The organism is Mycobacterium sp. Soil_C_30, assembly GCF_057656995.1.
On the sequence record NZ_JBDGJH010000013.1, the window covers coordinates 130,810 to 151,238 of the forward strand.

16 protein-coding genes are annotated in these 20,429 nt (G+C 67.9%); 10 read left to right on the forward strand and 6 right to left on the reverse strand.

Going from position 1 to position 20,429, the window contains the following annotated elements; genetic code table 11:
* Window positions 1-215: 215 nt before the first annotated feature.
* Window positions 216-1,520, forward strand: coding sequence for an oxidoreductase (locus tag AC3A6P_RS22915; protein ID WP_487694122.1), 1,305 nt, complete (start codon window positions 216-218; stop codon window positions 1,518-1,520).
* Window positions 1,521-1,523: 3 nt separating this feature from the next.
* Here AC3A6P_RS22915 and AC3A6P_RS22920 read toward each other — a convergent pair whose 3' ends face one another.
* On the reverse strand, window positions 1,524-2,261 hold the full coding sequence (locus AC3A6P_RS22920) for a GntR family transcriptional regulator (protein ID WP_487694123.1): 738 nt from the start codon (window positions 2,259-2,261) through the stop codon (window positions 1,524-1,526).
* Window positions 2,262-2,314: 53 nt separating this feature from the next.
* Between AC3A6P_RS22920 and AC3A6P_RS22925 the strand changes: the two genes are divergently transcribed.
* Together AC3A6P_RS22925 and AC3A6P_RS22930 are read left to right on the forward strand one after the other, a co-directional pair.
* A complete protein-coding gene (locus AC3A6P_RS22925; RefSeq protein ID WP_487694124.1) occupies window positions 2,315-5,161 on the forward strand; it encodes an FAD-binding and (Fe-S)-binding domain-containing protein in 2,847 nt (948 codons plus the stop codon).
* A gap of 83 nt (window positions 5,162-5,244) precedes the next feature.
* Window positions 5,245-6,402, forward strand: a complete 1,158-nt coding sequence (locus tag AC3A6P_RS22930; protein ID WP_487694187.1) for an MFS transporter — start codon at window positions 5,245-5,247, stop codon at window positions 6,400-6,402.
* A gap of 12 nt (window positions 6,403-6,414) precedes the next feature.
* Here AC3A6P_RS22930 and AC3A6P_RS22935 read toward each other — a convergent pair whose 3' ends face one another.
* Window positions 6,415-6,738 carry a hypothetical protein gene (locus AC3A6P_RS22935; RefSeq protein ID WP_487694125.1) on the reverse strand — a complete coding sequence of 108 codons (324 nt, stop codon included), beginning with the start codon at window positions 6,736-6,738 and terminating at the stop codon, window positions 6,415-6,417.
* A 133-nt stretch (window positions 6,739-6,871) separates the two neighbouring features.
* The gene (locus AC3A6P_RS22940) at window positions 6,872-7,498 is read right to left on the reverse strand and encodes a CYTH domain-containing protein (protein ID WP_487694127.1); all 627 of its coding nucleotides are present in this window, start codon (window positions 7,496-7,498) and stop codon (window positions 6,872-6,874) included.
* A 183-nt stretch (window positions 7,499-7,681) separates the two neighbouring features.
* Between AC3A6P_RS22940 and clpB the strand changes: the two genes are divergently transcribed.
* From clpB to AC3A6P_RS22965, 5 genes are all read left to right on the forward strand, one after another.
* Complete coding sequence (gene clpB, locus AC3A6P_RS22945) at window positions 7,682-10,228, forward strand: ATP-dependent chaperone ClpB (protein WP_487694128.1); 2,547 nt, start codon at window positions 7,682-7,684, stop codon at window positions 10,226-10,228.
* Between the two features lie 138 nt (window positions 10,229-10,366).
* The gene (gene ttfA, locus AC3A6P_RS22950; RefSeq protein ID WP_487694129.1) at window positions 10,367-11,182 is read left to right on the forward strand and encodes a trehalose monomycolate transport factor TtfA; all 816 of its coding nucleotides are present in this window, start codon (window positions 10,367-10,369) and stop codon (window positions 11,180-11,182) included.
* Window positions 11,183-11,195: 13 nt separating this feature from the next.
* Window positions 11,196-11,990, forward strand: coding sequence for an SDR family NAD(P)-dependent oxidoreductase (locus AC3A6P_RS22955; RefSeq protein ID WP_487694130.1), 795 nt, complete (start codon window positions 11,196-11,198; stop codon window positions 11,988-11,990).
* Between the two features lie 32 nt (window positions 11,991-12,022).
* Window positions 12,023-12,562, forward strand: a complete 540-nt coding sequence (pyrE, locus tag AC3A6P_RS22960) for an orotate phosphoribosyltransferase (protein ID WP_487694189.1) — start codon at window positions 12,023-12,025, stop codon at window positions 12,560-12,562.
* Between the two features lie 30 nt (window positions 12,563-12,592).
* The gene (locus AC3A6P_RS22965) at window positions 12,593-13,462 is read left to right on the forward strand and encodes a hypothetical protein (RefSeq protein WP_487694132.1); all 870 of its coding nucleotides are present in this window, start codon (window positions 12,593-12,595) and stop codon (window positions 13,460-13,462) included.
* On the opposite strand, the gene AC3A6P_RS22970 is transcribed toward AC3A6P_RS22965, so the two are convergent.
* From AC3A6P_RS22970 to AC3A6P_RS22980, 3 genes are read right to left on the reverse strand one after another with little or no spacing between them, the layout of a single operon-like run.
* On the reverse strand, window positions 13,463-15,316 hold the full coding sequence (locus AC3A6P_RS22970) for a bifunctional diguanylate cyclase/phosphodiesterase (RefSeq protein ID WP_487694134.1): 1,854 nt from the start codon (window positions 15,314-15,316) through the stop codon (window positions 13,463-13,465).
* A 4-nt stretch (window positions 15,317-15,320) separates the two neighbouring features.
* A complete protein-coding gene (locus tag AC3A6P_RS22975) occupies window positions 15,321-17,471 on the reverse strand; it encodes an Rv1355c family protein (RefSeq protein ID WP_487694135.1) in 2,151 nt (716 codons plus the stop codon).
* Window positions 17,468-18,178, reverse strand: a complete 711-nt coding sequence (locus AC3A6P_RS22980; protein WP_487694137.1) for a hypothetical protein — start codon at window positions 18,176-18,178, stop codon at window positions 17,468-17,470. Before AC3A6P_RS22980 ends, AC3A6P_RS22975 begins: the two co-directional genes overlap by 4 nt.
* Window positions 18,179-18,899: 721 nt before the next feature.
* On the opposite strand from AC3A6P_RS22980, the gene AC3A6P_RS22985 reads away from it, so the two are divergent.
* Complete coding sequence (locus AC3A6P_RS22985) at window positions 18,900-19,787, forward strand: hypothetical protein (RefSeq protein WP_487694191.1); 888 nt, start codon at window positions 18,900-18,902, stop codon at window positions 19,785-19,787.
* The gene (locus tag AC3A6P_RS22990) at window positions 19,784-20,428 is read left to right on the forward strand and encodes a TrmH family RNA methyltransferase (RefSeq protein ID WP_487694138.1); all 645 of its coding nucleotides are present in this window, start codon (window positions 19,784-19,786) and stop codon (window positions 20,426-20,428) included. The genes AC3A6P_RS22985 and AC3A6P_RS22990 overlap by 4 nt, the downstream gene beginning before the upstream one ends.
* The last annotated feature ends 1 nt before the right edge of the window (window position 20,429 follow it).

The window sequence follows — 20,429 nt, forward strand, 5'->3', positions numbered from 1 at the left end:
GCGGCGTGGGTGGCCGCCGCCGGGTTTATGCTGATCACACCCAACAACGGCGACGATCTGCGGATTCCGCCGTCGCGCGCGCAGCAATCACCGCAGGCCCGGCGACCGATTCATATGCGAACTGCCCTATCTCGTGTTTTAATGCTGTTGAATAGCCGCGTGCTCACGCATCACTGCCTGGAGCGGTGCCGTGCCCTCGTCGAACGGAGACCGTGATGGGGCAACCCGAAGAGCTGTCGCGTGGACCGTGCGAGTCGCGCCCCCGCGCCGCAGGATCGGCATTCCGGCCCGCCTTCCTGGGGCCCATCGACATGCGTAACCGCTTGATCCGGGCCGGAACCGGCGAATCCATGGCCGACGCCGCCGGGCGTATCGGCAGCGATTACGTCGGATTGCACGAAGCGCTGGCTGCGGGCGGGGTGGGGCTGGCCTTCACCGGTCACATCTTCAGTCACGTCCGCGGCCGGTACGGCGCACTACAGGCCGGGCTCGACTCCGACGATGCGATCCCGGATTTCCGGCGGGTCACCGACACCGTGCACCGGCGCGGCGGTCGCATCTTCGCTCAGATCGCACACGCCGGAAGCCAGTCCATGATGTTCGAGACCGAGCCGCTGGCGCCGTCGCGCGTGGACAACGTGATGACCGGCCGCCCGGTCCGGGCGGCGACCGAAGACGAGATACAAGAAGCCATAACCGCTTTCGCGAGCGCCGCCCGCCGGGCCATGGAGGCCGGTTTCGACGGTGTGCACCTGCACGGCGCCAACGGCTACCTCATCAGCCAGTTCCGCTCGCCGCTGACCAACCGCCGAGAAGATGACTGGGGCGGTGATCAGCTGCGCCGCGACCGATTTCCGTTGGAGATCATCCGCGCGATGCGCGCGCAGATCCCCGCGGATCGAGGTTTCACGATGAAAGTCGGGCTCGCCGATCTTGTCGACCAGCGGGGCGGTCTGGAGATCCGCGACTCGGTCCCCGGTGTCGCGAGCTTCGTCGCGGCAGGCCTCGACGGTGTGGAGGTGTCGTCGAACTTGATGAGTGACTACGTGTCGGCGTCCATCCGCGGTTACATCGCCGTCACCCGGCGAAGGGCGTTGCAGGATCTGCTTTTTCACCGCCTGCACCGATCAGCAGAACCCGAGGGCTACTTTCTGCCCTTTGCCGATGCGGTCCGCAAAGGTGTCGACACCAACATCATCCTGGTCGGAGGGATGCGCACGGCGGCGATGATCGATGACGTGATCGCCTCGGGGCGGGCGGATTTCGTGTCGATGGCCCGGCCCTTCATTCGCGAACCCGACCTGGCCAGCCGGCTGTCCGACGGAGGCCAGCTCGGTGCCGCGTGCGTGTCCTGCAACATCTGTCTGATGCACGACGAGCATCACGCGTTGAAATGCTGGCGCACTCCGCGGTCCAACCTGTGGGAGCACGCCCGGTATCGGTTCTTCGGTGGGTTCAAGGGCAAGGGGTCCGGACGCAAACCGTCGGCCGCGGGCAAGGGTGAGTCGACCGGACGCTGATGTTCAGTCGCCGTGCCGGTTGACGGCCTGCGCCCACAGCGCCTCGCCGTCGAGGTGCGAATCCTGGTCCCGGATGGCCTGCGGAACCAGGATGCGGCCGGTGGAGGTCAGGTGTGTGCGCATGGCCTCGGTGGCCACCTTCGGTTGATTCGCCACGATGGCATCGATGATCGGCCGGTGTTCGGCGTCGATGTCGAACAGCGTGCGCGCCCGATCCGTGGTGGCGCCCAACAGTCGGGTCGACTCGCGCAGCGACCTGACAATCGTCCGGGCGCGGGTGTTGCCGGCCGCTTCCATGATGTGGTCGTGCAGTAACTGGTCATGGCGGGTGAAGGTGTGTTCGTCGCCGGCGGCCGCGGCGCCGTGGAGCACCTCCATGCGGTACTGCAGACGCGCCGCCAGCGCGGTGTCGCACACCGTGGCGGCGCGGTGCACTGCGGGAAGTTCCAGTGCCAACCGGATGGCGAAGATATCGGCGATCTCCCGCGGATCGGGCAGCAGGATGCGGAAGCCTTGACGGGCCTCGAAGCGAATCAACCCCACTTCTTCCAGGCGCAACAGGGCGTCGCGGACCGGCGTGCGGGATACCCCGAGGGCGTCGGCGAGTTGGTACACCGAGTACTTGACGCCGGGTCGCATCACCCCGGCATCCAGCGCTGCCCGCACCGCTTCCATCACCTGCTCGGCACGCCGGCCCTGCGCTTGGGGAAGGGGTGACAGTTGGAGCTCGGCCTCGGCCATTTCCGCACTGTAGCAAGGTGCCGCGGCGCCTAGCATGCTACAAGTGTCGTAGCATGCTAGGGATGATCAAGCCAGAAGTCCTGGGTGAGGCCCTGCGCGCTGCCGGTATCGCTGACGTACGGGTGGACGGCACCAGCAGGGCGGCCTACACGTCGGACGCGTCGCTGTACCGGGTCACCCCGACGGCGGTGGTGTTCCCGGCCGGCCATGACGAGGTCGCGGCGGTCCTCGACGTCTGCCGTCGGGAGAGCGTCCCCGTCACCGCCCGTGGCGGGGGGACATCGATCGCAGGCAACGCCGTCGGCGCCGGCGTCGTCCTCGACTTCAGCCGATACATGAACCAGGTGCTGTCCATCGATCCCGAAACGCGCACCGCCGTCGTCCAACCCGGATTGGTGCAAGCGACATTGCAGAAGGCCGCCGCCCCCTTCGGACTGCGGTTCGGGCCGGACCCGTCCTCGTTGTCGCGTTGCACCATCGGCGGCATGATCGGCAACAACGCCTGCGGATCAAGAGCTTTGGGCTACGGCCGCACCTCGGACAACGTCTCGGCGATGCGGATCCTCACCGCGAACGGCGACGACCTGCGGTTGACGTCGCGCGGGGCGGTTCAGCCCACTTCGCCCATCCTGGATGCGTTGTCGGCGGTGACACGCTCCGGGCTCGCCACGATCCGCACGGAATTCGGCACGTTCGGCCGACAGGTATCGGGTTACTCCCTGGAACACCTGTTGCCGGAGAACGGATTTGACGTAACCAGGCTGTTGGTGGGCAGTGAGGGCACGCTGGCGGTGTGCACCGAGGCGACGGTGGACCTGGTTCGCGAACCCCCACACCGCATGCTGGTGGTGCTCGGCTACCCCGACATCGCGGCGGCCGGGGATGCCACGCCGGCCATTCTGGTACACCGGCCGACCGCCTGCGAAGGCATCGACTCCCGCATCGTCGACGTGGTCCGCGAACGCAAGGGGCAGGGCGCGGTGCCGCCCCTGCCTGCCGGCGGGGCATGGGTGTTCGTCGAAGTCGTCGGCGACACCGCCGAGGAGGCCCGGCTCCGTGCCGAAGAGGCCGGAAGAACCTGTGGAGCCATCGATGCGCTGGTGGTCGAGGATCAGGCGCGGGCGGCGACGCTGTGGCGTATCCGCACCGACGGCGCCGGTCTGGCGGCGCGCAGCCCGCGGGGTCGCCCCGCCCACGCAGGCTGGGAGGACGCTGCGGTTCCCCCGGCCCGTCTCGGGGACTATCTGCGCGACTTCGATGCCTTGATGGCCGAATTCGGTGTCACCGGCATGCCCTACGGCCACTTCGGTGAGGGCTGCATGCATGTCCGGATCGACCTGCCGTTGGACCGCCCCGGCGGGTCGAAGGTGTTCCGGGACTTCATGTTTGCCGCGGCAGAGTTGGTGGCCGGTTACGGCGGATCCTTGTCAGGGGAACACGGCGACGGCCGGGCCCGCGGCGAGCTGTTGCCGCTGATGTATTCACCCGACGCGCTGGCGCTGCTGGCCGCCGTCAAACACGCCTTCGACCCCGACAACCTGCTGAACCCGGGCGTCGTGGTGGACCCGGTGCCGCTGGATGCCGATCTGCGCATCCCCGCCGCACCGGTACTGCGCCGCGACCTCGCGCTGGCCTACCGGCACGACGGCGGAGACTTCACACAGGCGGTGCACCGCTGCACCGGGGTGGGGAAGTGCCGGGCCGACAACACCGGCATCGGTGAGGTGATGTGCCCGTCGTACCAGGCCACCCGTGAAGAGAAGGACTCCACCCGCGGCAGATCCCGCGTCCTGCAGGAGATGATCAACGGGACCGAGGTGCGCGGTGGCTGGCGGTCGCCGGAAGTGCATGAGGCCCTTGACCTTTGCCTGTCCTGCAAGGGGTGCGCGTCGGACTGCCCGACGGGCGTGGACATGGCGGCCTACAAGGCCGAGGTGCTCCATCAGAGTTACCGGCGCCGCATCAGGCCGGCCTCGCACTACTCACTGGGCTGGCTACCCAGGTGGGCGAAACTGGCGAGCGTCGCGCCGCGGCTGGCGAATGCCGGTGTGCGCATTCCCGGTGTGGGGCAGGCCGCGCTCGCGGTGGCCGGTGTCGATCACCGTCGAACCATCCCCGCCTTCGCGCCGCAGAGCTTCCGGTCGTGGTTCCGGCGACAGCAATTCAGGCACACGGGGGATGAGGTGCTGCTGTTCGTCGACACCTTCACCAACTACTTCTCGCCGGACACCGGTATCGCCACCGTTCGGGTCCTGCAGGACGCCGGATACACGCCCCGACTGACCGACCGGCAGCAGTGCTGCGGTCTGACATGGATCTCCACGGGTCAGCTCGACACCGCCCGACGCAAACTGGACCGCACGCTGCAGGCGCTGGCTCCCAGCGTCGACCGTGGTGTGCCGGTGGTGGGGATCGAACCGTCCTGCACCGCTGTGCTGCGTTCGGAAGCGGTGGAACTGATCGGTGGTGCGCGCGCCGAATCGGTGAGCGCGGCCACCCGGACGCTGGCGGAATTGCTGACCGCCCGCGGGTGGGAGCCTCCCTCTCTGGAGGGCACCAGGGTGATCGCCCAGCCCCATTGCCACCACCACTCGGTCATGAGCTGGAGCCCGGACGCGCGGCTGCTGGGGGCCGCGGGTGCGGGGGTGACGCGGCTCGGCGGTTGCTGCGGCCTGGCCGGCAATTTCGGGGTGGAAAAAGGCCACTACGAGGTGTCGGTGGCGGTCGCCGAACAGCAACTGTTGCCCGCGGTGCGGTCCGCCGCCCCCGACGCGGTGGTGCTGGCCGACGGCTTCTCCTGCCGCACACAACTCGACGACCTCACCGACCGCAGCGGTACACACCTGGCGCAGCTGCTCGCCGCACGGCTGCCTACCCGGGCGAATTCACCCCACTGCTAACGTTTTCAGGACCATTGAAGTAGTTGGCGTCGCGTACTGCGGGTCTTCGTCGCACCGCGGTATGAGGAGGCACAGTGCGGGGAATGCTCGGCGGGCGAGTGCTCGTCGCGGTATCGGTCTTCGGGCTCGCCTCCTGTCTGCGGCCGGCGCTCACCGCGGTGGGGCCGCTGCTGCCCGACATCAACGCCACCACCGGCCTGAGCTACGCCAGCCTCGGCATGCTGGGCTCGTTGCCGCTGCTGCTGTTCGCGGGTGTCGCACCGTTCGGGGCGCTGGCGCTGCGGTACGGCAGCCCCGCGGTCGTGGCGCGCTGGGTGGCGCTGATCCTGGTGCTCGGCATCGTCGTGCGCTCCACCGCGGGCGTTCCCGGGCTGTGGCTGGGCACGGTGATCCTGGCCGGCGCCGTCGCGATCGGCAACGTGCTGGTTCCCGTGCTGGTGCGCCGCGACTACGCGAGCAGCGCCGCCATCGCCTCCGGCGCCAACGCGCTGGTGATGAGCGGGTTCGCGGCGCTGGGGTCGGGGCTGGCGATCGTCTTCACCGACTGGACCGGGGACTGGCGGCGCACGCTGCTGTTGTGGGCCGTCCCGCCGGCCGCGCTGGCGGTGGTGTGGTTCCTGCGCCGTGATGAACGGCCCGAGGAGTTCCTGGGGCCGCGACCCGAGCGGGCCAGTCAGCTCAAGCGACCGGTGGCGTGGGCGGTGACCGGGTTCATGGGCCTGCAGTCGCTGACCTTCTATCTGATCATCAACTGGATGCCGAGCATCGAACTCAGCCGCGGGGTGGGTGTCGAGGGCGCCGCACTGCACCTGCTGGTGTACCAATTGCTGGGCGCGCCGTTCGGATTGGTGGTCAGCTGGTGGCTGCACCGGACAGGCCGCTACGTCCTGGTGACCGTGGTGACGAGCCTGCCGATGCTGATCGGCGCGGTGGGCCTGCTGGTCACCGACGGCAGCGCCCTGCCGTGGCTGATCATCGCCGCGCCAGGCAGCGCGGGCGCCTTGTCGGTGGCGTTTCTGCTCATGGCCTACCACGCCGCCGACGCCAGGGAAGCCGCCGGCCTGTCCGCGATGGCCAACGCCGGCGGTTACCTGCTGGCGGCCACCGGACCCTTCACGGCGGGCCTGCTGCACGAGTGGACGTCATCCTGGACACCCGCGTTGGTCCTGCTCGTCGTCGCCGCCGCGCTGCAGGTGGCCGTCGCGGTGCCGGCCTCCAGGTCGTCCCGGACTTCCGGATGAGGAGGCCGCGCCTCAGCGGGGACTCGTGCCGTTGCCGCGGGGCTTGAGCGTCCACGCCGGAACCCAGTGCGTCACGGGCTTGCGGCGCGAGCCGTAGACCACCTCGTAGGTCACCAGGCCCCACCAGTCGCCCTGTTCGCACAGCCCCCAGCAGCTCAGCTGGCCCTCGACGACCTTGTGCATCTGCAGACCGTGCGGGTGATAGCGGCCGTCACGGTGAGGCTGGCGCGGGAACAGCACCGTCAGGTCCACGAGCACCGTGATCGGCGGCTGCACCCGTCGAAACGGCTCCCGTAGCGGCTGACCGTTGTAACCGATCGACGGCAGCTTTCCCACTGTTCGATCATACGTTCGAACGATGGTGGCAACCAGTGGACGCCGAGCGCGCGGATTTGTACGTCTGAGGCTGGCGTGTTCCGTACAGACACGCTCGCTCGCGGGTGGGTGGGGGTGGTGCGCTTCGGGTTGGTCAGCTGCCCTCGAACTGATTGCGTCCCAGGTTGTCGACGAATCTCGGCCCGAGCAGGTCCAGCTCGCTCAGGTAGTCCTCGGCCCAGGAGCTGTACGGGTGGTGCGCCAGATGGTCGTTGCGGAACCGGTCGTCCTCGGACACCTCGGTGGTGCAGAACGAGGGGATGGCCAGATCGAGCACCGGCCCGTCACGTTCGACCTCGGCCAGCAGTAGCGGCGCGTTGCCCCCCAGGAACCGGTCGATGACCCAGCCGTCTTCGCCCAGCCAGACCGATGACCTGATCTTGACGATGACATGCTCGGCACGCGAGACGATCTGGCCCGCCACCAGTGGGTCGAGATCACGCTCGGCTTCGTAGCGGGTGCCGCCTGCGGCGGGACCCTTGGCCGTCATGGTGCCGATGGTGTCTTGCTCGCCCAGCGCGGCGACGAGCTCGGCGGGCGAGACATTGACCTCGGCGGGGGCCGGGCCTTGCAGTCGCACGCGCACCGCGTAGCCGTCCGCGGCGAACAGATAGGCCTGCGCGATCAGCAGGGGGCTGGGGTCGGACGCCGCCACCGGCGGCATCTCGCGGAGGAAGAACTTGCGCTCGAACTCGAAGTCACCAGGGGTGGAGTCGGACATCTGGCGACGTTATCCCGACTGACGGCCGTCACAGTGGGCATGCGGTCCGTGTCCTGGTGGCGAAGAATCCGAAAAATTCCTAGAGTTGAGCGGAACAGACTCAACCTTGACTGCGTTGTGCAAGGCGACAAGCATTTCAAGGGCCCTCCGTGCGGCCCTGTTGTACATGGAAAGGGAGGTGTCGTGGACTCGTTCAACCCGACCACGAAAACCCAGGCGGCGCTGACGTCGGCGTTGCAGGCGGCCACCGCCGCCGGTAACCCGGAGATCCGTCCCGCCCATCTGTTGATGGCGTTGCTGACGCAGAACGACGGCATCGCCGCCCCGCTGCTGGAAGCGGTCGGAGTTGATCCCGCGACTGTCCGTGCGGAAGGCCAACGTCTGGTCGACCGGCTCCCCAGCGTCAGCGGCGCCAATTCGACGCCGCAGCTGTCCCGTGAATCGCTGGCGGCCATCACCGCCGCCCAGCAGCTGGCCACCGAGATGGACGACGAATACGTCTCCACCGAGCACCTGCTCGTCGGCCTGGCCACCGGAGACAGTGACACGGCCAAACTGCTGACTGGTGCCGGTGCGTCGCCGCAGGCTCTGCGCGACGCGTTCGTCAAGGTCCGCGGCAGTGCCCGCGTCACCAGCCCCGACCCCGAAGGCACGTACCAGGCGCTGGAGAAGTACTCCACCGACCTGACCGCCGCCGCGCGCGAGGGCAAGCTGGACCCGGTCATCGGCCGCGACAACGAGATTCGTCGAGTGGTGCAGGTGCTGAGTCGCCGCACCAAGAACAACCCCGTGCTCATCGGTGAGCCCGGCGTCGGCAAGACCGCCATCGTCGAAGGCCTGGCCCAGCGCATCATCGCCGGCGACGTCCCGGAGAGCCTGCGCGACAAGACCGTGGTCTCCCTCGATCTGGGTTCCATGGTCGCCGGGGCGAAGTACCGCGGTGAGTTCGAGGAACGGCTCAAGGCCGTCCTCGACGACATCAAGAACTCGGCCGGTCAGGTCATCACGTTCATCGACGAACTGCACACCATCGTCGGAGCCGGTGCCACCGGCGAGTCGGCGATGGATGCCGGCAACATGATCAAGCCCATGCTCGCCCGCGGCGAGCTGCGACTGGTCGGTGCCACCACACTCGACGAGTACCGCAAGTACATCGAGAAGGACGCCGCCCTGGAGCGCCGGTTCCAGCAGGTGCTGGTGGGTGAGCCTTCGGTGGAGGACACCGTGGGCATCCTGCGTGGCCTCAAGGACCGCTACGAGGTGCACCACGGCGTGCGCATCACCGACTCCGCGCTGGTGGCCGCGGCCACGCTCAGTGACCGCTACATCACCAGCCGGTTCCTGCCGGACAAGGCCATCGACCTGGTGGACGAGTCGGCGTCGCGGCTGCGCATGGAAATCGATTCGCGCCCAGTCGAAATCGACGAAGTGGAGCGGCTGGTCCGTCGCCTCGAGATCGAGGAGATGGCGCTGGCCAAGGAGGAAGACGCGGCCTCGAAGGACCGTCTGGAGAAGCTGCGCGCCGAGCTGGCCGACCACAAGGAGAAGCTGGCGGAGCTGACCACCCGGTGGCAGAACGAGAAGGGCGCCATCGACGTGGTGCGCGACCTCAAGGAGCAACTGGACACGCTGCGCGGTGAGGCCGACCGGGCCGAACGCGACGGTGACCTGGCCAAGGCCGCCGAGCTGCGGTACGGCCGCATCCCCGAAGTCGAGAAGAAGCTCGACGCGGTGCTGCCCGCCGCCGAGGCCCGCGAGAACGTCATGCTCAAAGAAGAAGTGGGGCCCGACGACATCGCCGAGGTGGTCGAGGCATGGACCGGGATCCCAGCCGGCCGCATGCTCGAAGGCGAGACCGCCAAGCTGCTCCGCATGGAGGAGGAGCTGGGCAAGCGCGTGGTCGGGCAGCGCAAGGCCGTGCAAGCCGTCTCGGACGCCGTGCGGCGGAGCCGGGCCGGCGTTGCCGATCCCAACCGGCCCACCGGTTCGTTCCTGTTCCTCGGTCCGACCGGCGTCGGTAAGACCGAGCTGGCAAAAGCGTTGGCGGACTTCCTGTTCGACGACGAGCGGGCGATGGTTCGCATCGACATGAGCGAGTACGGCGAGAAGCACTCGGTGGCCCGCCTGGTCGGTGCGCCTCCCGGCTACATCGGCTACGACCAGGGTGGCCAGCTCACCGAGGCGGTGCGGCGACGCCCGTACACGGTGGTGCTGTTCGACGAAGTGGAGAAGGCCCACCCGGACGTGTTCGACGTGCTGCTGCAGGTGCTCGACGAGGGCAGGCTGACCGACGGCCAGGGCCGCACGGTCGACTTCCGCAACACCATCCTGATCCTGACGTCCAACCTGGGTTCGGGTGGCACCGAGGAGCAGGTGATGGCGGCGGTCCGGGCGGCATTCAAGCCGGAGTTCATCAACCGTCTCGACGACGTGCTGATCTTCGACGCCCTCAACCCCGAGGAACTGGTCCAGATCGTCGACATCCAGCTGCAGCAGCTGCAGAAGCGGCTGGCGCAGCGCCGGCTCGAGCTGCAGGTGTCGCTGCCGGCCAAGAAGTGGCTGGCCGAGCGTGGGTTCGACCCGCTCTACGGCGCCCGGCCGCTGCGCCGGCTCGTCCAGCAGGCCATCGGCGACCAGTTGGCGAAGATGCTGCTGGCCGGTGAGGTGCACGACGGTGACGTGGTGCCGGTCAATGTCACGGCCGACGGCGACGGCCTGATCCTCGGCTAGGTCCGGGCTCGGCAGACACAAACTCGCACTCACAAGGCGCTGAGCATGCGAGTTTGTGTCTGTCCGCGCCCGAAGGTGACCGAGCTGTTATTCGTTCGAGTTCGGGCAACACGGCCCCCACCCAGTAGGCTGGGGGCAATGGTCCCGCTCTGGTTCACGCTGTCCGCACTCTGTTTCGTGGGTGCGGCGGTTTTGCTGTACGTCGATCAAGATCGACGTCGCGGGCTCGGTCGTCGCCGGAAGTCGTGGGCCCGGTCCCATGGCTTCGACTTCGAGCCGGAGTCCGCTGACATCCTCAAGCGCTGGAAGCGCGGTGTGATGTCCACAGTCGGTGACGTCACCGCACGCAATGTCGTGCTGGGACAGATCCGCGGTGAAGCCGTCTTCATCTTCGACCTCGAGGACGTCGCCACCGTCATCGCGTTGCACCGCAAGGTGGGCACCAACGTGGTGATGGATCTGCGACTCAAGGGCCTCAAAGAGCCCCGCGAGGACGACATGTGGCTGCTCGGTGCCATCGGCCCGCGGATGGTGTACTCCACCAATCTCGACGCTGCGCGACGCGCCTGTGACCGCCGGATGGTGACATTCGCCCACACCGCGCCCGATTGCGCCGAGATCATGTGGAACGAGCAGAACTGGACCCTGGTGTCCATGCCGATCAGCAGCACCCGCGCCCAGTGGGACGAGGGGCTTCGCACGGTGCGCCAGTTCAACGACCTGTTGCGGGTCCTGCCGCCGATTCCGCAGCAGGCCGCCCTGGCCGGAAACCCACGGCGGAACGCGGCCCCCGGTCGCCCGCTGGCGCCGGCCCGGCCGGGTGAACTGCCGCCCGCCCGCTCCGACGGGCCCACCATCAGCCCGGAGCTCACCCGCCGGGAGGCGCCGCCGGCCGAACCTGCCCGGCGTCCACTGCCGCGCACCGGGCGTCAAGCACCGCATTATCAGCGCTAGCTAGGGTTGTCGGGTGGCTACCGGTACACACCCCAGCCCGCCCACCGCACTGATCACCGGGCCCACCTCGGGTCTGGGTGAAGGGTATGCGCGCCGGCTCGCCTCTGATGGATACGACCTGGTTCTCGTCGCCCGCGATGTGGACCGGCTCAACGCACTGGCCGCCGACCTGCGTGCGCGGCACGGCCGCGGGGTCGAGGTGCTGCCCGCCGATCTGGCGGTCGCCGAGGATCGCCAGGCCGTGGCCCAGCGACTGGCGTCCGGGGTCCGGGTGCTGGTGAACAACGCCGGGTTCGGAACATCGGGGGAGTTCTTCACCGCCGACCCCACGCTGCTGCAAGCGCAGCTGGACGTCAACGTGACAGCGGTTCTGCAGCTCACCCGGGCCGCCTTACCCGCCATGATCGCCGCCGGTGAAGGCACGGTGATCAACATCGCGAGTGTCGCCGGCCTGGTGTCCGGGCGCGGCTCCACCTACTCGGCATCCAAGGCGTGGGTGGTGTCCTTCACCGAGGGGCTCGCGGGCGGACTGTCGGGCACCGGCGTCTCCATCCACGCGGTGTGCCCCGGGTTCGTGCGCACCGAGTTCCATCAACGGGCCGGGATCAGCATGGCCGGTACGCCGGCCCTGCTGTGGCTCTCCGTCGAGGACGTGGTGCGAGACAGCCTGGCGGCCGTCGGCAGAGGCACCGTGGTGATCGTCCCGGGCTGGCAGTACAAGATACTGACCACTGTGGGCCGACTGGCACCGCGCAACATGGTCCGGGCCTTGGCCACCACCTTCGGCAAGGGCCGGGGACGAACGTGACAGGAGACAGCACAGCCGTGACAGCACCTGCGATGACCGAAGCCGACCGGGCAGAACTCGCCGGACTGGTACGCGACCTGGCGGTGGTGCGGGGCCGGGTCGTCTTGTCCTCGGGCAAGGAGTCGGACTACTACGTCGACCTGCGCCGCGCCACGCTGCATCACCGGGCGTCACGGTTGATCGGCTCCCTGATGCGCGAACTGACCAGCGACTGGGAGTACGCCGGCGTCGGTGGCCTCACCTTGGGAGCCGACCCGGTGGCCACCGCGATCATGCACGCCGCCGGGCGGCCCATCGATGCCTTCGTGGTGCGCAAGTCCGCGAAAACCCACGGGATGCAGAAGCTCATCGAAGGTTTCGACGTCGCCGGCCAGCAGGTGCTGGTGGTCGAGGACACCAGCACCACCGGGGCATCGCCGCTGTCCGCGGTGCGGGCCGTCCGGGAAGCCGGCGGCGTGGTGGTCGGGGTGGCCACGGTGGTGGACCGCGCCACCGGCGCGGCAGAGATCATCGAGGCCGAAGGGGTGCCGTATCGCAGTGCACTCGGGCTCGGCGATCTGGGGCTGGGATGAGCGACGCGGACGGCCGGTCCAGCTGACTTGATGGCCAAGTACCGGGTCGACGATGTCGACCATGATTACCGCAGGCCCCGCGGCCGCGCCGGGGCGGACGTCGAGCACGATGACATCGACGACATCGACGAATCGCTGTGGGATGACGTCGTCGACGTCGTCTGCGTCGGCCGGGGGCGCCTCGGTGAGGCGGTCGCGGCCGCTGCCCGCAGGGTCGGCCTGGAGGTGCTGGTGTCCGATCGGCCCGACACCGCCACGAGTGACGCCGAGCACCTCGACGGGCTACTCGGGGTCACCGACGAGCAGACGGTGGCCTATCTGCGAGCGCTGACCGAGGACTTCGGCCCGTTGGCCGAGACCCATTCCGGCATCCCGACGCGCGTTGTGGGCGAGCCGCTGCGCCCAGCGGCGCGGCGGGCCCGGCTCGAGACGTTTTACGGTGCCGCACTTCGGGATTGGGGTACGGCGTGTGTGTCGTCGCCCTACGGATTGCTGTACACCCGCGTGGTCGACCCCATTCTCTCGGTGCCCTACGCGGGGACCGGCGGTTCCATCGCGGCGACGGTGCTGGACTCCATCGACCTCGATCCGGAACTCCCGGAAGACAGCGTGGAGCACTGGCTGTCGGCGACCGCGCAGGGTGACCAGGCTGCGACCGCGGACACGTTCACGCGGTTGTTGTTCGACGACGCTGTGGTGGTGGGGGCGGTCCTGGAGTCACCCGACGGCGAGCGCACCGTCCGGGCCCGGCACGGGGTGATGCTGCCTCTGCGTGACGGAGTCAGCGCGTCTGCGCACGGCGCCGGCCTGAATCTGCGCGAAACCGCCGAGGTGGCACTGGTTTCCCGCACCGCGAGCAGATTCGCCCGGCTGGAGTTCCTGGTTCGCGAGTCGCCCTGATCAGGGTGACACCGGGGCCGGCGTCGGGATGGGAGCCGGTATCCGCTTCTGGGCGAACATGGCCTCCATGGCCGGACCCACCAGCGGCCGTGACAGCAGATAACCCTGTGCCCTGTTGCAGCCATGCTGCACCAGGGTGCGGGCTGCGGCTTCGGTTTCCACTCCTTCGGCCACCAACTGCAGGTCGAAAGCTTCGGCCAGTGCGATGACAGCGCGCACGATCGCCAGATCGCCTGCGCTGCTGCCCAAGTCGTGCACAAAACTCTTGTCGATCTTCAGGGTGTCCACCGGCAGCGACTTCAAGTGCGACAGCACGCTGTAGCCGGTCCCGAAATCGTCGATGGCGATCTGGACGCCGACCGCCTTGAGGGCGGCCAAAGTGATCCGGGTGGTTTCGATGTCTTGTACGACAACACTTTCGGTGATCTCCAGGCATACCGACTCGCCCGCGAGCCCGAACTCGTCCAGAATGTCGGCCACCGCCTCGGCGAACCCCTCGGCTACCAGCTGGACCGGTGAGACATTGAGCCGCAGAACGGCATCGAGCCCGACGCCGCGGGAGCGCCACTGTCCGAACTCGGCGCACGCGGCGCGCATCACCCAGCGTCCCAGCTCACCGGCGAGGTTGATCGACTCGGCGACCGCGATGAACGAATCCGGGTACAGCAGTCCGCGGGTCGGATGCTGCCACCGCACCAGGGCTTCGGCGGCCAGCACCTCGCCGGTGCGCATGTCGATCTCGGGCAGATAGTGCAGCACCAGCGCGTCGCTGTCGATGACGCCCTGCAGGTGCAGTTCGATGTCGTTGCGGAAGGCGGTCTTGAGTGACATGTCCTCGGAGAACACCGCGATCTTGTTGCCGCCGGCGTTCTTGGCGGTCAGCACCGCCTGGTCGGCCTTGCGGAGCAGATCCGAGGCGCTGTCGCGGCCCGGTTCACCCAGTGCGACGCCCACACTGACTGTGCGCGTGAGCATTTCGCCGTCAATGGCGACGCGTTCCCGAAGCGCAGCCTGCATGCGCTGGGCCAGTGCCTCGCCGTCGCCGACATCGGTGGGGACCGTCGGTACCACCACGAACTCGTCACCGCCGAGGCGCGCGATCAGACTGTCCGAGCCGGCCTTGGCGCGCAACCGTTCGGCGAAGATGCGGATGAACCAGTCACCGGCGTTGTGGCCGAGGTAGTCGTTGACGGCTTTGAGCCGGTCCAGGTCCAGGAACAGGACAGCGACGGGCCCCGGTTGGCCGGCCTTGAGTCGGTGCTCGAGGTGGGAGATCAGTGCGCGCCGGTTGTAGACGCCGGTCAGGTCGTCATGATCAGCCAGATACCGGAGCTGTTCTTCGGCGAGGATGCGTGCCTGGACCTGGGCGAACAGTGACGCGATGGCCTTGAGTGCGTTGAGTTCCTCCGAGCCCCACTCGCGGTCGCCGAACTTGATGAAACCCATTGCCCCAGTGGTGACGTCACCGGACAGCAGAGGGACGAAGGCGCCGGAGGTGGCGACCACGCCGCTGCTTTCCTCGATCTTCTTCTGATAGTCGTCGGTGGCCGGGGTGGGCCGGATGACCAGCGGCTCCTTGGCGTGCTCGGCGAAGGCGAAGACAGGGTCGGCGTCGGCGAAGTAGACCACCGCAATGGGATCGGGATCGGGAATGAACGGGCGCGGCGGCCATTCCGCGATCAGCTTGGTCGCACGGATCTCGTGGTCGTTGTACCGGAGGAAACTCACATCGACACCGAGGTATTCGACCAAGTGCTCGAGCACCTGTGTACTCAGCTCGACGTGGGTCTCAGCGTCGGCCGCCATCAGTCGCGTGGCGACTGATGTCACGAGGAGATCCAAGCGCCTCGACATACCGTTACGCCTCAACCATTTTCCTAGTGTAGGCCTCGCGCCGGCTCCGGATGGGTGCGCGTGTCGTATCCGACAGACGCAACATCAGCGCATGGCGTGCACCCGCAGTATCGGTCAGTTCGTTGAATGCAACTTGCAGTTCCCGCAATTCGGGGGCGAAGCGGGGCGACAGCCCGGTGAGATCGTCCTCGTCATGTGCGTACAAGAACACCGGCGAGATCGGTTGCACTCCGAATCCTTGCTGCTGAGCGGCAATCCACACCGCTTCGGTGGCGGCGCCGCCGCGGGCGTAGTCGGTCAGTGTGTCGCCCTCGAAGATCACCAGCGCCAACGCCGAACTCGAGACCACCCGGTCGTAGGTGTCGTCCCCGAGTGATCGACCGGCGTCCCAGTCCGCCAAGGACGCCATGACGTCGGGACGGCGCAGCACATCCAGCAGCACCAGGTCATTGCGTTCGATACCGAGGCTGCTGACGTCAATGCCGGTGTCCGGATCGGGATCACCGGGCCAGCGCAGCTCCGAGATCATCTCCCGATGCAGCTCAGCGGTCAGATAGCGAACCCGATCGGCGGCGGCGAGGATCGTGGCGAGCGAGTCGATGGTCGGCCGGTCGGCGATCAACTGCAGCGCGGCGCCCTCACCGTCGGCCGCCGCTTGCAATACGCGGGTGAGTTCGGGCGACGGCGTCTGCGGAGTGCCGAGATGGCGGTTCGTGCCGCGCCCGAGCATGGCTTCATAGAGCGACGCGAGGTCCTCGGTCTCGCCGTCGGTGAGCCGGACGGTGGCCCGTAACGGGGAGCCGTCGGCCTCGGGCGGGAGTTCCGTCACGGTGACCTCGGCACGCCGGTGTACTGCCGCCGCGGCGACACGGGCGTTGAACACCGCCGCGCCCAGCGCCACCGCACTGGCGCGGTAGCCGACGTCCATCCTCGAGGTCCGTTCGGGCACCAGGTGCACTGTCACGGTGTCGGCGGTGGTGCTGATCCGCCACGGCTGCGTATTGCCGCCTGAGGGCGCCCGCACGGCCGCAGCGGCGACGATCTCAGCGGGAGAGGCGCCGCCGGCTTCGGCGACGGCCTCGGTGGCCACCAGATCCCGCGGCGGCAGTGGCTGATCCAGGTCATCGAGGGCGGCGCTGACGTCGATGCGCGACCGCCCGGACTGCAGGGGCTCGCCGAGCCCGATGCGGCGCACCCCCTCGACAACCGAGGTGGCGCCCAGGATCACTTCGCCCGCGAGCTGCGGCCACGTGGTCAGCGTGGAGTTCACCTCGAGCATCGACGCGGCCCCGCGTGCCGACGAGTGCGCCACGTCGATGAACCGGAGCATGTGGGGAATCTTGTCACGTGTCGACAAGCCGGCCATCTGGGCCGAATCGATACCGCGCAGGAGCCCGTGCAGGATCGGGCGATCCGGCTCGAGATCGAAGCGCTCCACGTCGATCAGGCCCCGGTCTCCGGTCGACATCAGTACGGGCAGTTTCCGTTCCCGCGCAGCCTCCCGAATGACGACTTTCATGTCCAGGGAGTCGCACTCGTCGATCACGATGTCCAGACCCTCGAAGAACCGGTCCACCGACTCGGTGCTCAGCCCGTGGGTATCCGCTTCCACCTGCAGGTAAGGGTTCAGCTCGGCGATCCTGCGGGCGGCGATGACGGCCTTGTTGAGACCGAGATCGAGCACTGTCGCAGGCACCCGGTTCAGGTTCGAGAGCTCGAGTTCGTCGAAGTCCGCGAGCCGGAGCCGGCCGACCACACCCTGTAGCGCGAGGGTGTGCGCAATGACGTGGCCGACGCTCAGACCCACGACGCCGATGGTCAGCTGCCCCAGCCTGGCCTGCTCGGCGGCGGTGATCATGTTGCGGTTCCGGTCGAGCCGCAGCGCGGCGAACGATCGCGGCCCCAGAACTCCGACGACGGTGCGCCGCCACGGGTAGTACGCCCACCGGTGCGGCTCCTCGAAGAGCTCAGCGGGCACGGCGGGACGCAACCGGCCCAGCGTGTCGCGCTGCTGCGCGAGAGTGTCGAGGACCTCGACCGCGGGGTCGGCACGAAGTTGCTCGAGCACACCTCGATGCTCGGGGTCCCTCTCGTCGAGAAGCGTTGCCCTGTGCGCTCCGCCAGGGGTGTCGTCCACGCCTGCGGGTCGGCTCACAGGCGTGCACCGGCGGAGGTCGCTGGCAACTCGTGCAATCCATAGGTCACCGGGGCAAGGTACGCCGCCTCGGTGAGCACCTTGGCCAACTGGTTGGGTTGGGCGTGGTTGGCGTAGGTGCGGCGGTCCCAGAACATGATCTTGGTCCGGTACCGTTCGTCGGGGTACGGGGTCGCCGGGATCCGGGACACCACCACCCCTCCGGAGGAGCGCCAGCGGTCGAGGACGTGGGCGGCAGCGGTGGCCATGATGAACTGAATATCAAGTACTGCCATGGTGTGCATCGCGGTACGGGCCAAAGTGGTCGTCACGGCGCGGCTCCGATCCGGGTCGTCGGACACCCACGCGGTCTTCATCTCCGAGAGTCCGAACGGGATGCGGTCGTTGATCATCTTGCGCACGGTGCCCTGTCCGGGCTGGCCCTCCCATTCCAGCACGGCATGGGATTGATCAGCGTTACGGTAGGGTTCCTTGGCCCTGACACCGCCGACAACTTTGCCCGATCCGTCGATCGCGGCAAAGAACAGGGCGGTGCCGGTACCATCTGCGATCTCGTCCCAGTCCAGTGCGGCATCGGCGCCGTATTTGTGGTAGCTGCGCTGTGCGCCGGTTAGGTATTCTGCCCACAAATTCTGCTCGCTCTGAGGTTGCGACATCACTATCGTGCAGTCGGTATCGCTGTCGTACCAACTCGCACTGGCCGGCATGTGCAGAGTTTGGGTAACGGCGTCCTGATGCGGAATGGTCACGGTGCTTCCGTTTCTGTCGGGCTTGGAGCCGGGCGTTTGCCACGGCCTTATTCGGTTTGCGCGTCCCCCCGACGTGCTAATCAGCACTCCTAATTATCGCCCGGTATGGGGCGATTTTCCGACTGTTAGCCCAGTTCAGACGCCTTTCCGCAAGTCGGGGGCGTGCGACTGCGGACTGATCGTGTCCGTTACCGTGTGTTTGCCATCCGAACTCGTCAGTAGGTGTTTGAGAACGGTTGGGTACAGCAACTGGCGCGTCCTGAATTCAAAATTTGCGGGATCGTCAGAAAGCATGCAATGCTGGCTTGCGTTTCGGGGTTCAGGTGGGGTTGCATTCACTGCCGGATCGATGCCAAGCGGTCCAACGCCCGACCCCTTGAATTCATCGATTGGAAGTGCGCTGGACTCTATTCCCGAACCGGTTGCCGGTCATAGCGCGCCACGGCCGGATGTTTGCGCCCAAGAAGATCGAGGAGCGCCCCGGTGTTTGCTCAGGGAAGCCTTGCCGAACCGCCGCGGGGGTGTGGACGCTGCGGTTCGGGGACGTCGTCGCTGACATCTAGCGAATAACGCGGCGCTTGGCGGCGGCATCGGTCGATGGGCGAGCACCGTACAGTGCAACGGAGTTCCCGTCCACCGAACACCTGTAGCTGGAGCTGATGTGCACCTCCCACGAGTCCTGCGCCACCGCCTCGCACTCGCGGTGGTGGTCGTGCTCCTCCTGGCGGGCTGCGGTGACAGTGCAGCCAGTACCGCGCCCTACGGCGCGGGCGAGGCGCGTATCGGCGAGTCACTGGCGGTGCTGGGCTGGAACATGTCGGTGGCGAACCTGCGTTTCGAGGCCGATCACGTTCTCATCGACGTCGACGCCGTTCCCACCGACACCGCTGCCCCGCATGCGGCACCCCAGGACATCCGGTTCGGGTTGTACGGCGCGCTCGTCCACCCCATCGAAGCCGCCGGCCTGGGCAGCTGCGACGCGGTGCTCGACGCCGCCACACCGTTGTCGCTGCGCGAACCCGACCACCTTTCCGGCACCGTCTGCCTGGGCCCGATCCGCGACCAGGCGCAGGTGCGTGGCGTGTACGCCTATTCACCCGCAGAGCGCCTACCGGGAACGGCCGCGGCCTACGCCGCGGCATTCCCGGTGGGCTTGCCGCCCACCAACGCCGCCGACACCGGGCTGACCGTGAGCACGACGAGCGTCGAGGCATGGCGCGCCGACGGAGTACCGCTCACCCCCGAGTCGCTGGGTGATCCGGCGGCGTTCTCGGGGGACGGCTACATGCTGCTGGGTCTGCAGATCGACGCCGTCGCCCAGCAGTACCGCGACGACTCGGCACGCCGGGGCGGACCGATGATGGTGATCGTGGCACCGACGCGACCACCACCCGGCGTCAACGCGGCCTGCTCCACCTACGGCGCCGCACTGCTGGTCCTTCCGGACGCCTCCTTGAACTCCGTGCACATGGCTGCCTCGTTGTGCACCCAGGGCGAGATCAATGCCGCGCTGCTGTACGCGACGGTCTCGGTGGTGGGCACACGAGCCGCGGTGTGGACCGAATGACCGGACCCGGGCCCACCGAGTGGGGAACGGGCACCACCGGCGTGGGCCCGTGGGAAGGACCTTGGCCCCAGGACCCGCGGTACGACCCCGACCTGCTGCGCGACGGTGACACCCGCAACGTCGTAGATGCCTACCGGTACTGGACCCGGGAAGCGATCGTCGCCGACATCGACACCCGGCGTCACCCCTTCCACATCGCCATCGAGAACTTCGGCAGTGACGCCAACATCGGCGGGGTGGTGCGCACCGCCAACGCGTTCGCCGTCGACACCGTCCACATCGTCGGCCGTCGCCGGTGGAACAGACGGGGCGCGATGGTGACCGACCGCTACCAGCGATTGCAGCATCACGACACCACCGCCGAACTCCTGGCGTTCGCCGCGGATGCCGATCTGACCGTTGTCGCCGTCGACAACGTCCCGGGCGCCACCCGGCTCGAGACCGCCGAGCTGCCCCGGCGCTGTCTGCTGGTGTTCGGCCAGGAAGGCCCCGGTATCACCGACGCGGCCAGCCAGGGCGCCGAGCAGGTGGTGTCCATCGCCCAGTTCGGGTCGACCCGCAGCATCAACGCCTCCGTGGCCGCCGGCATCGCGATGCACGCCTGGATCCGCCGTTGGGGTGACCTCGACGCCGCCTGGTAAG

What these genes read in the sequence shown, in the direction of transcription:
- AC3A6P_RS22915 (WP_487694122.1), top strand. Translation starts at nt 216, where the DNA reads ATGGGGCAACCCGAAGAGCTGTCGCGTGGACCGTGCGAGTCGCGCCCC.
- AC3A6P_RS22920 (WP_487694123.1), bottom strand. Translation starts at nt 2,261, where the DNA reads ATGGCCGAGGCCGAGCTCCAACTGTCACCCCTTCCCCAAGCGCAGGGC.
- AC3A6P_RS22925 (WP_487694124.1), top strand. Translation starts at nt 2,315, where the DNA reads ATGCTAGGGATGATCAAGCCAGAAGTCCTGGGTGAGGCCCTGCGCGCT.
- AC3A6P_RS22930 (WP_487694187.1), top strand. Translation starts at nt 5,245, where the DNA reads ATGCTCGGCGGGCGAGTGCTCGTCGCGGTATCGGTCTTCGGGCTCGCC.
- AC3A6P_RS22940 (WP_487694127.1), bottom strand. Translation starts at nt 7,498, where the DNA reads ATGTCCGACTCCACCCCTGGTGACTTCGAGTTCGAGCGCAAGTTCTTC.
- ttfA (WP_487694129.1), top strand. Translation starts at nt 10,367, where the DNA reads ATGGTCCCGCTCTGGTTCACGCTGTCCGCACTCTGTTTCGTGGGTGCG.
- pyrE (WP_487694189.1), top strand. Translation starts at nt 12,023, where the DNA reads ATGACCGAAGCCGACCGGGCAGAACTCGCCGGACTGGTACGCGACCTG.
- AC3A6P_RS22965 (WP_487694132.1), top strand. Translation starts at nt 12,593, where the DNA reads ATGGCCAAGTACCGGGTCGACGATGTCGACCATGATTACCGCAGGCCC.
- AC3A6P_RS22970 (WP_487694134.1), bottom strand. Translation starts at nt 15,316, where the DNA reads ATGTCGAGGCGCTTGGATCTCCTCGTGACATCAGTCGCCACGCGACTG.
- AC3A6P_RS22980 (WP_487694137.1), bottom strand. Translation starts at nt 18,178, where the DNA reads ATGCCGGCCAGTGCGAGTTGGTACGACAGCGATACCGACTGCACGATA.
- AC3A6P_RS22990 (WP_487694138.1), top strand. Translation starts at nt 19,784, where the DNA reads ATGACCGGACCCGGGCCCACCGAGTGGGGAACGGGCACCACCGGCGTG.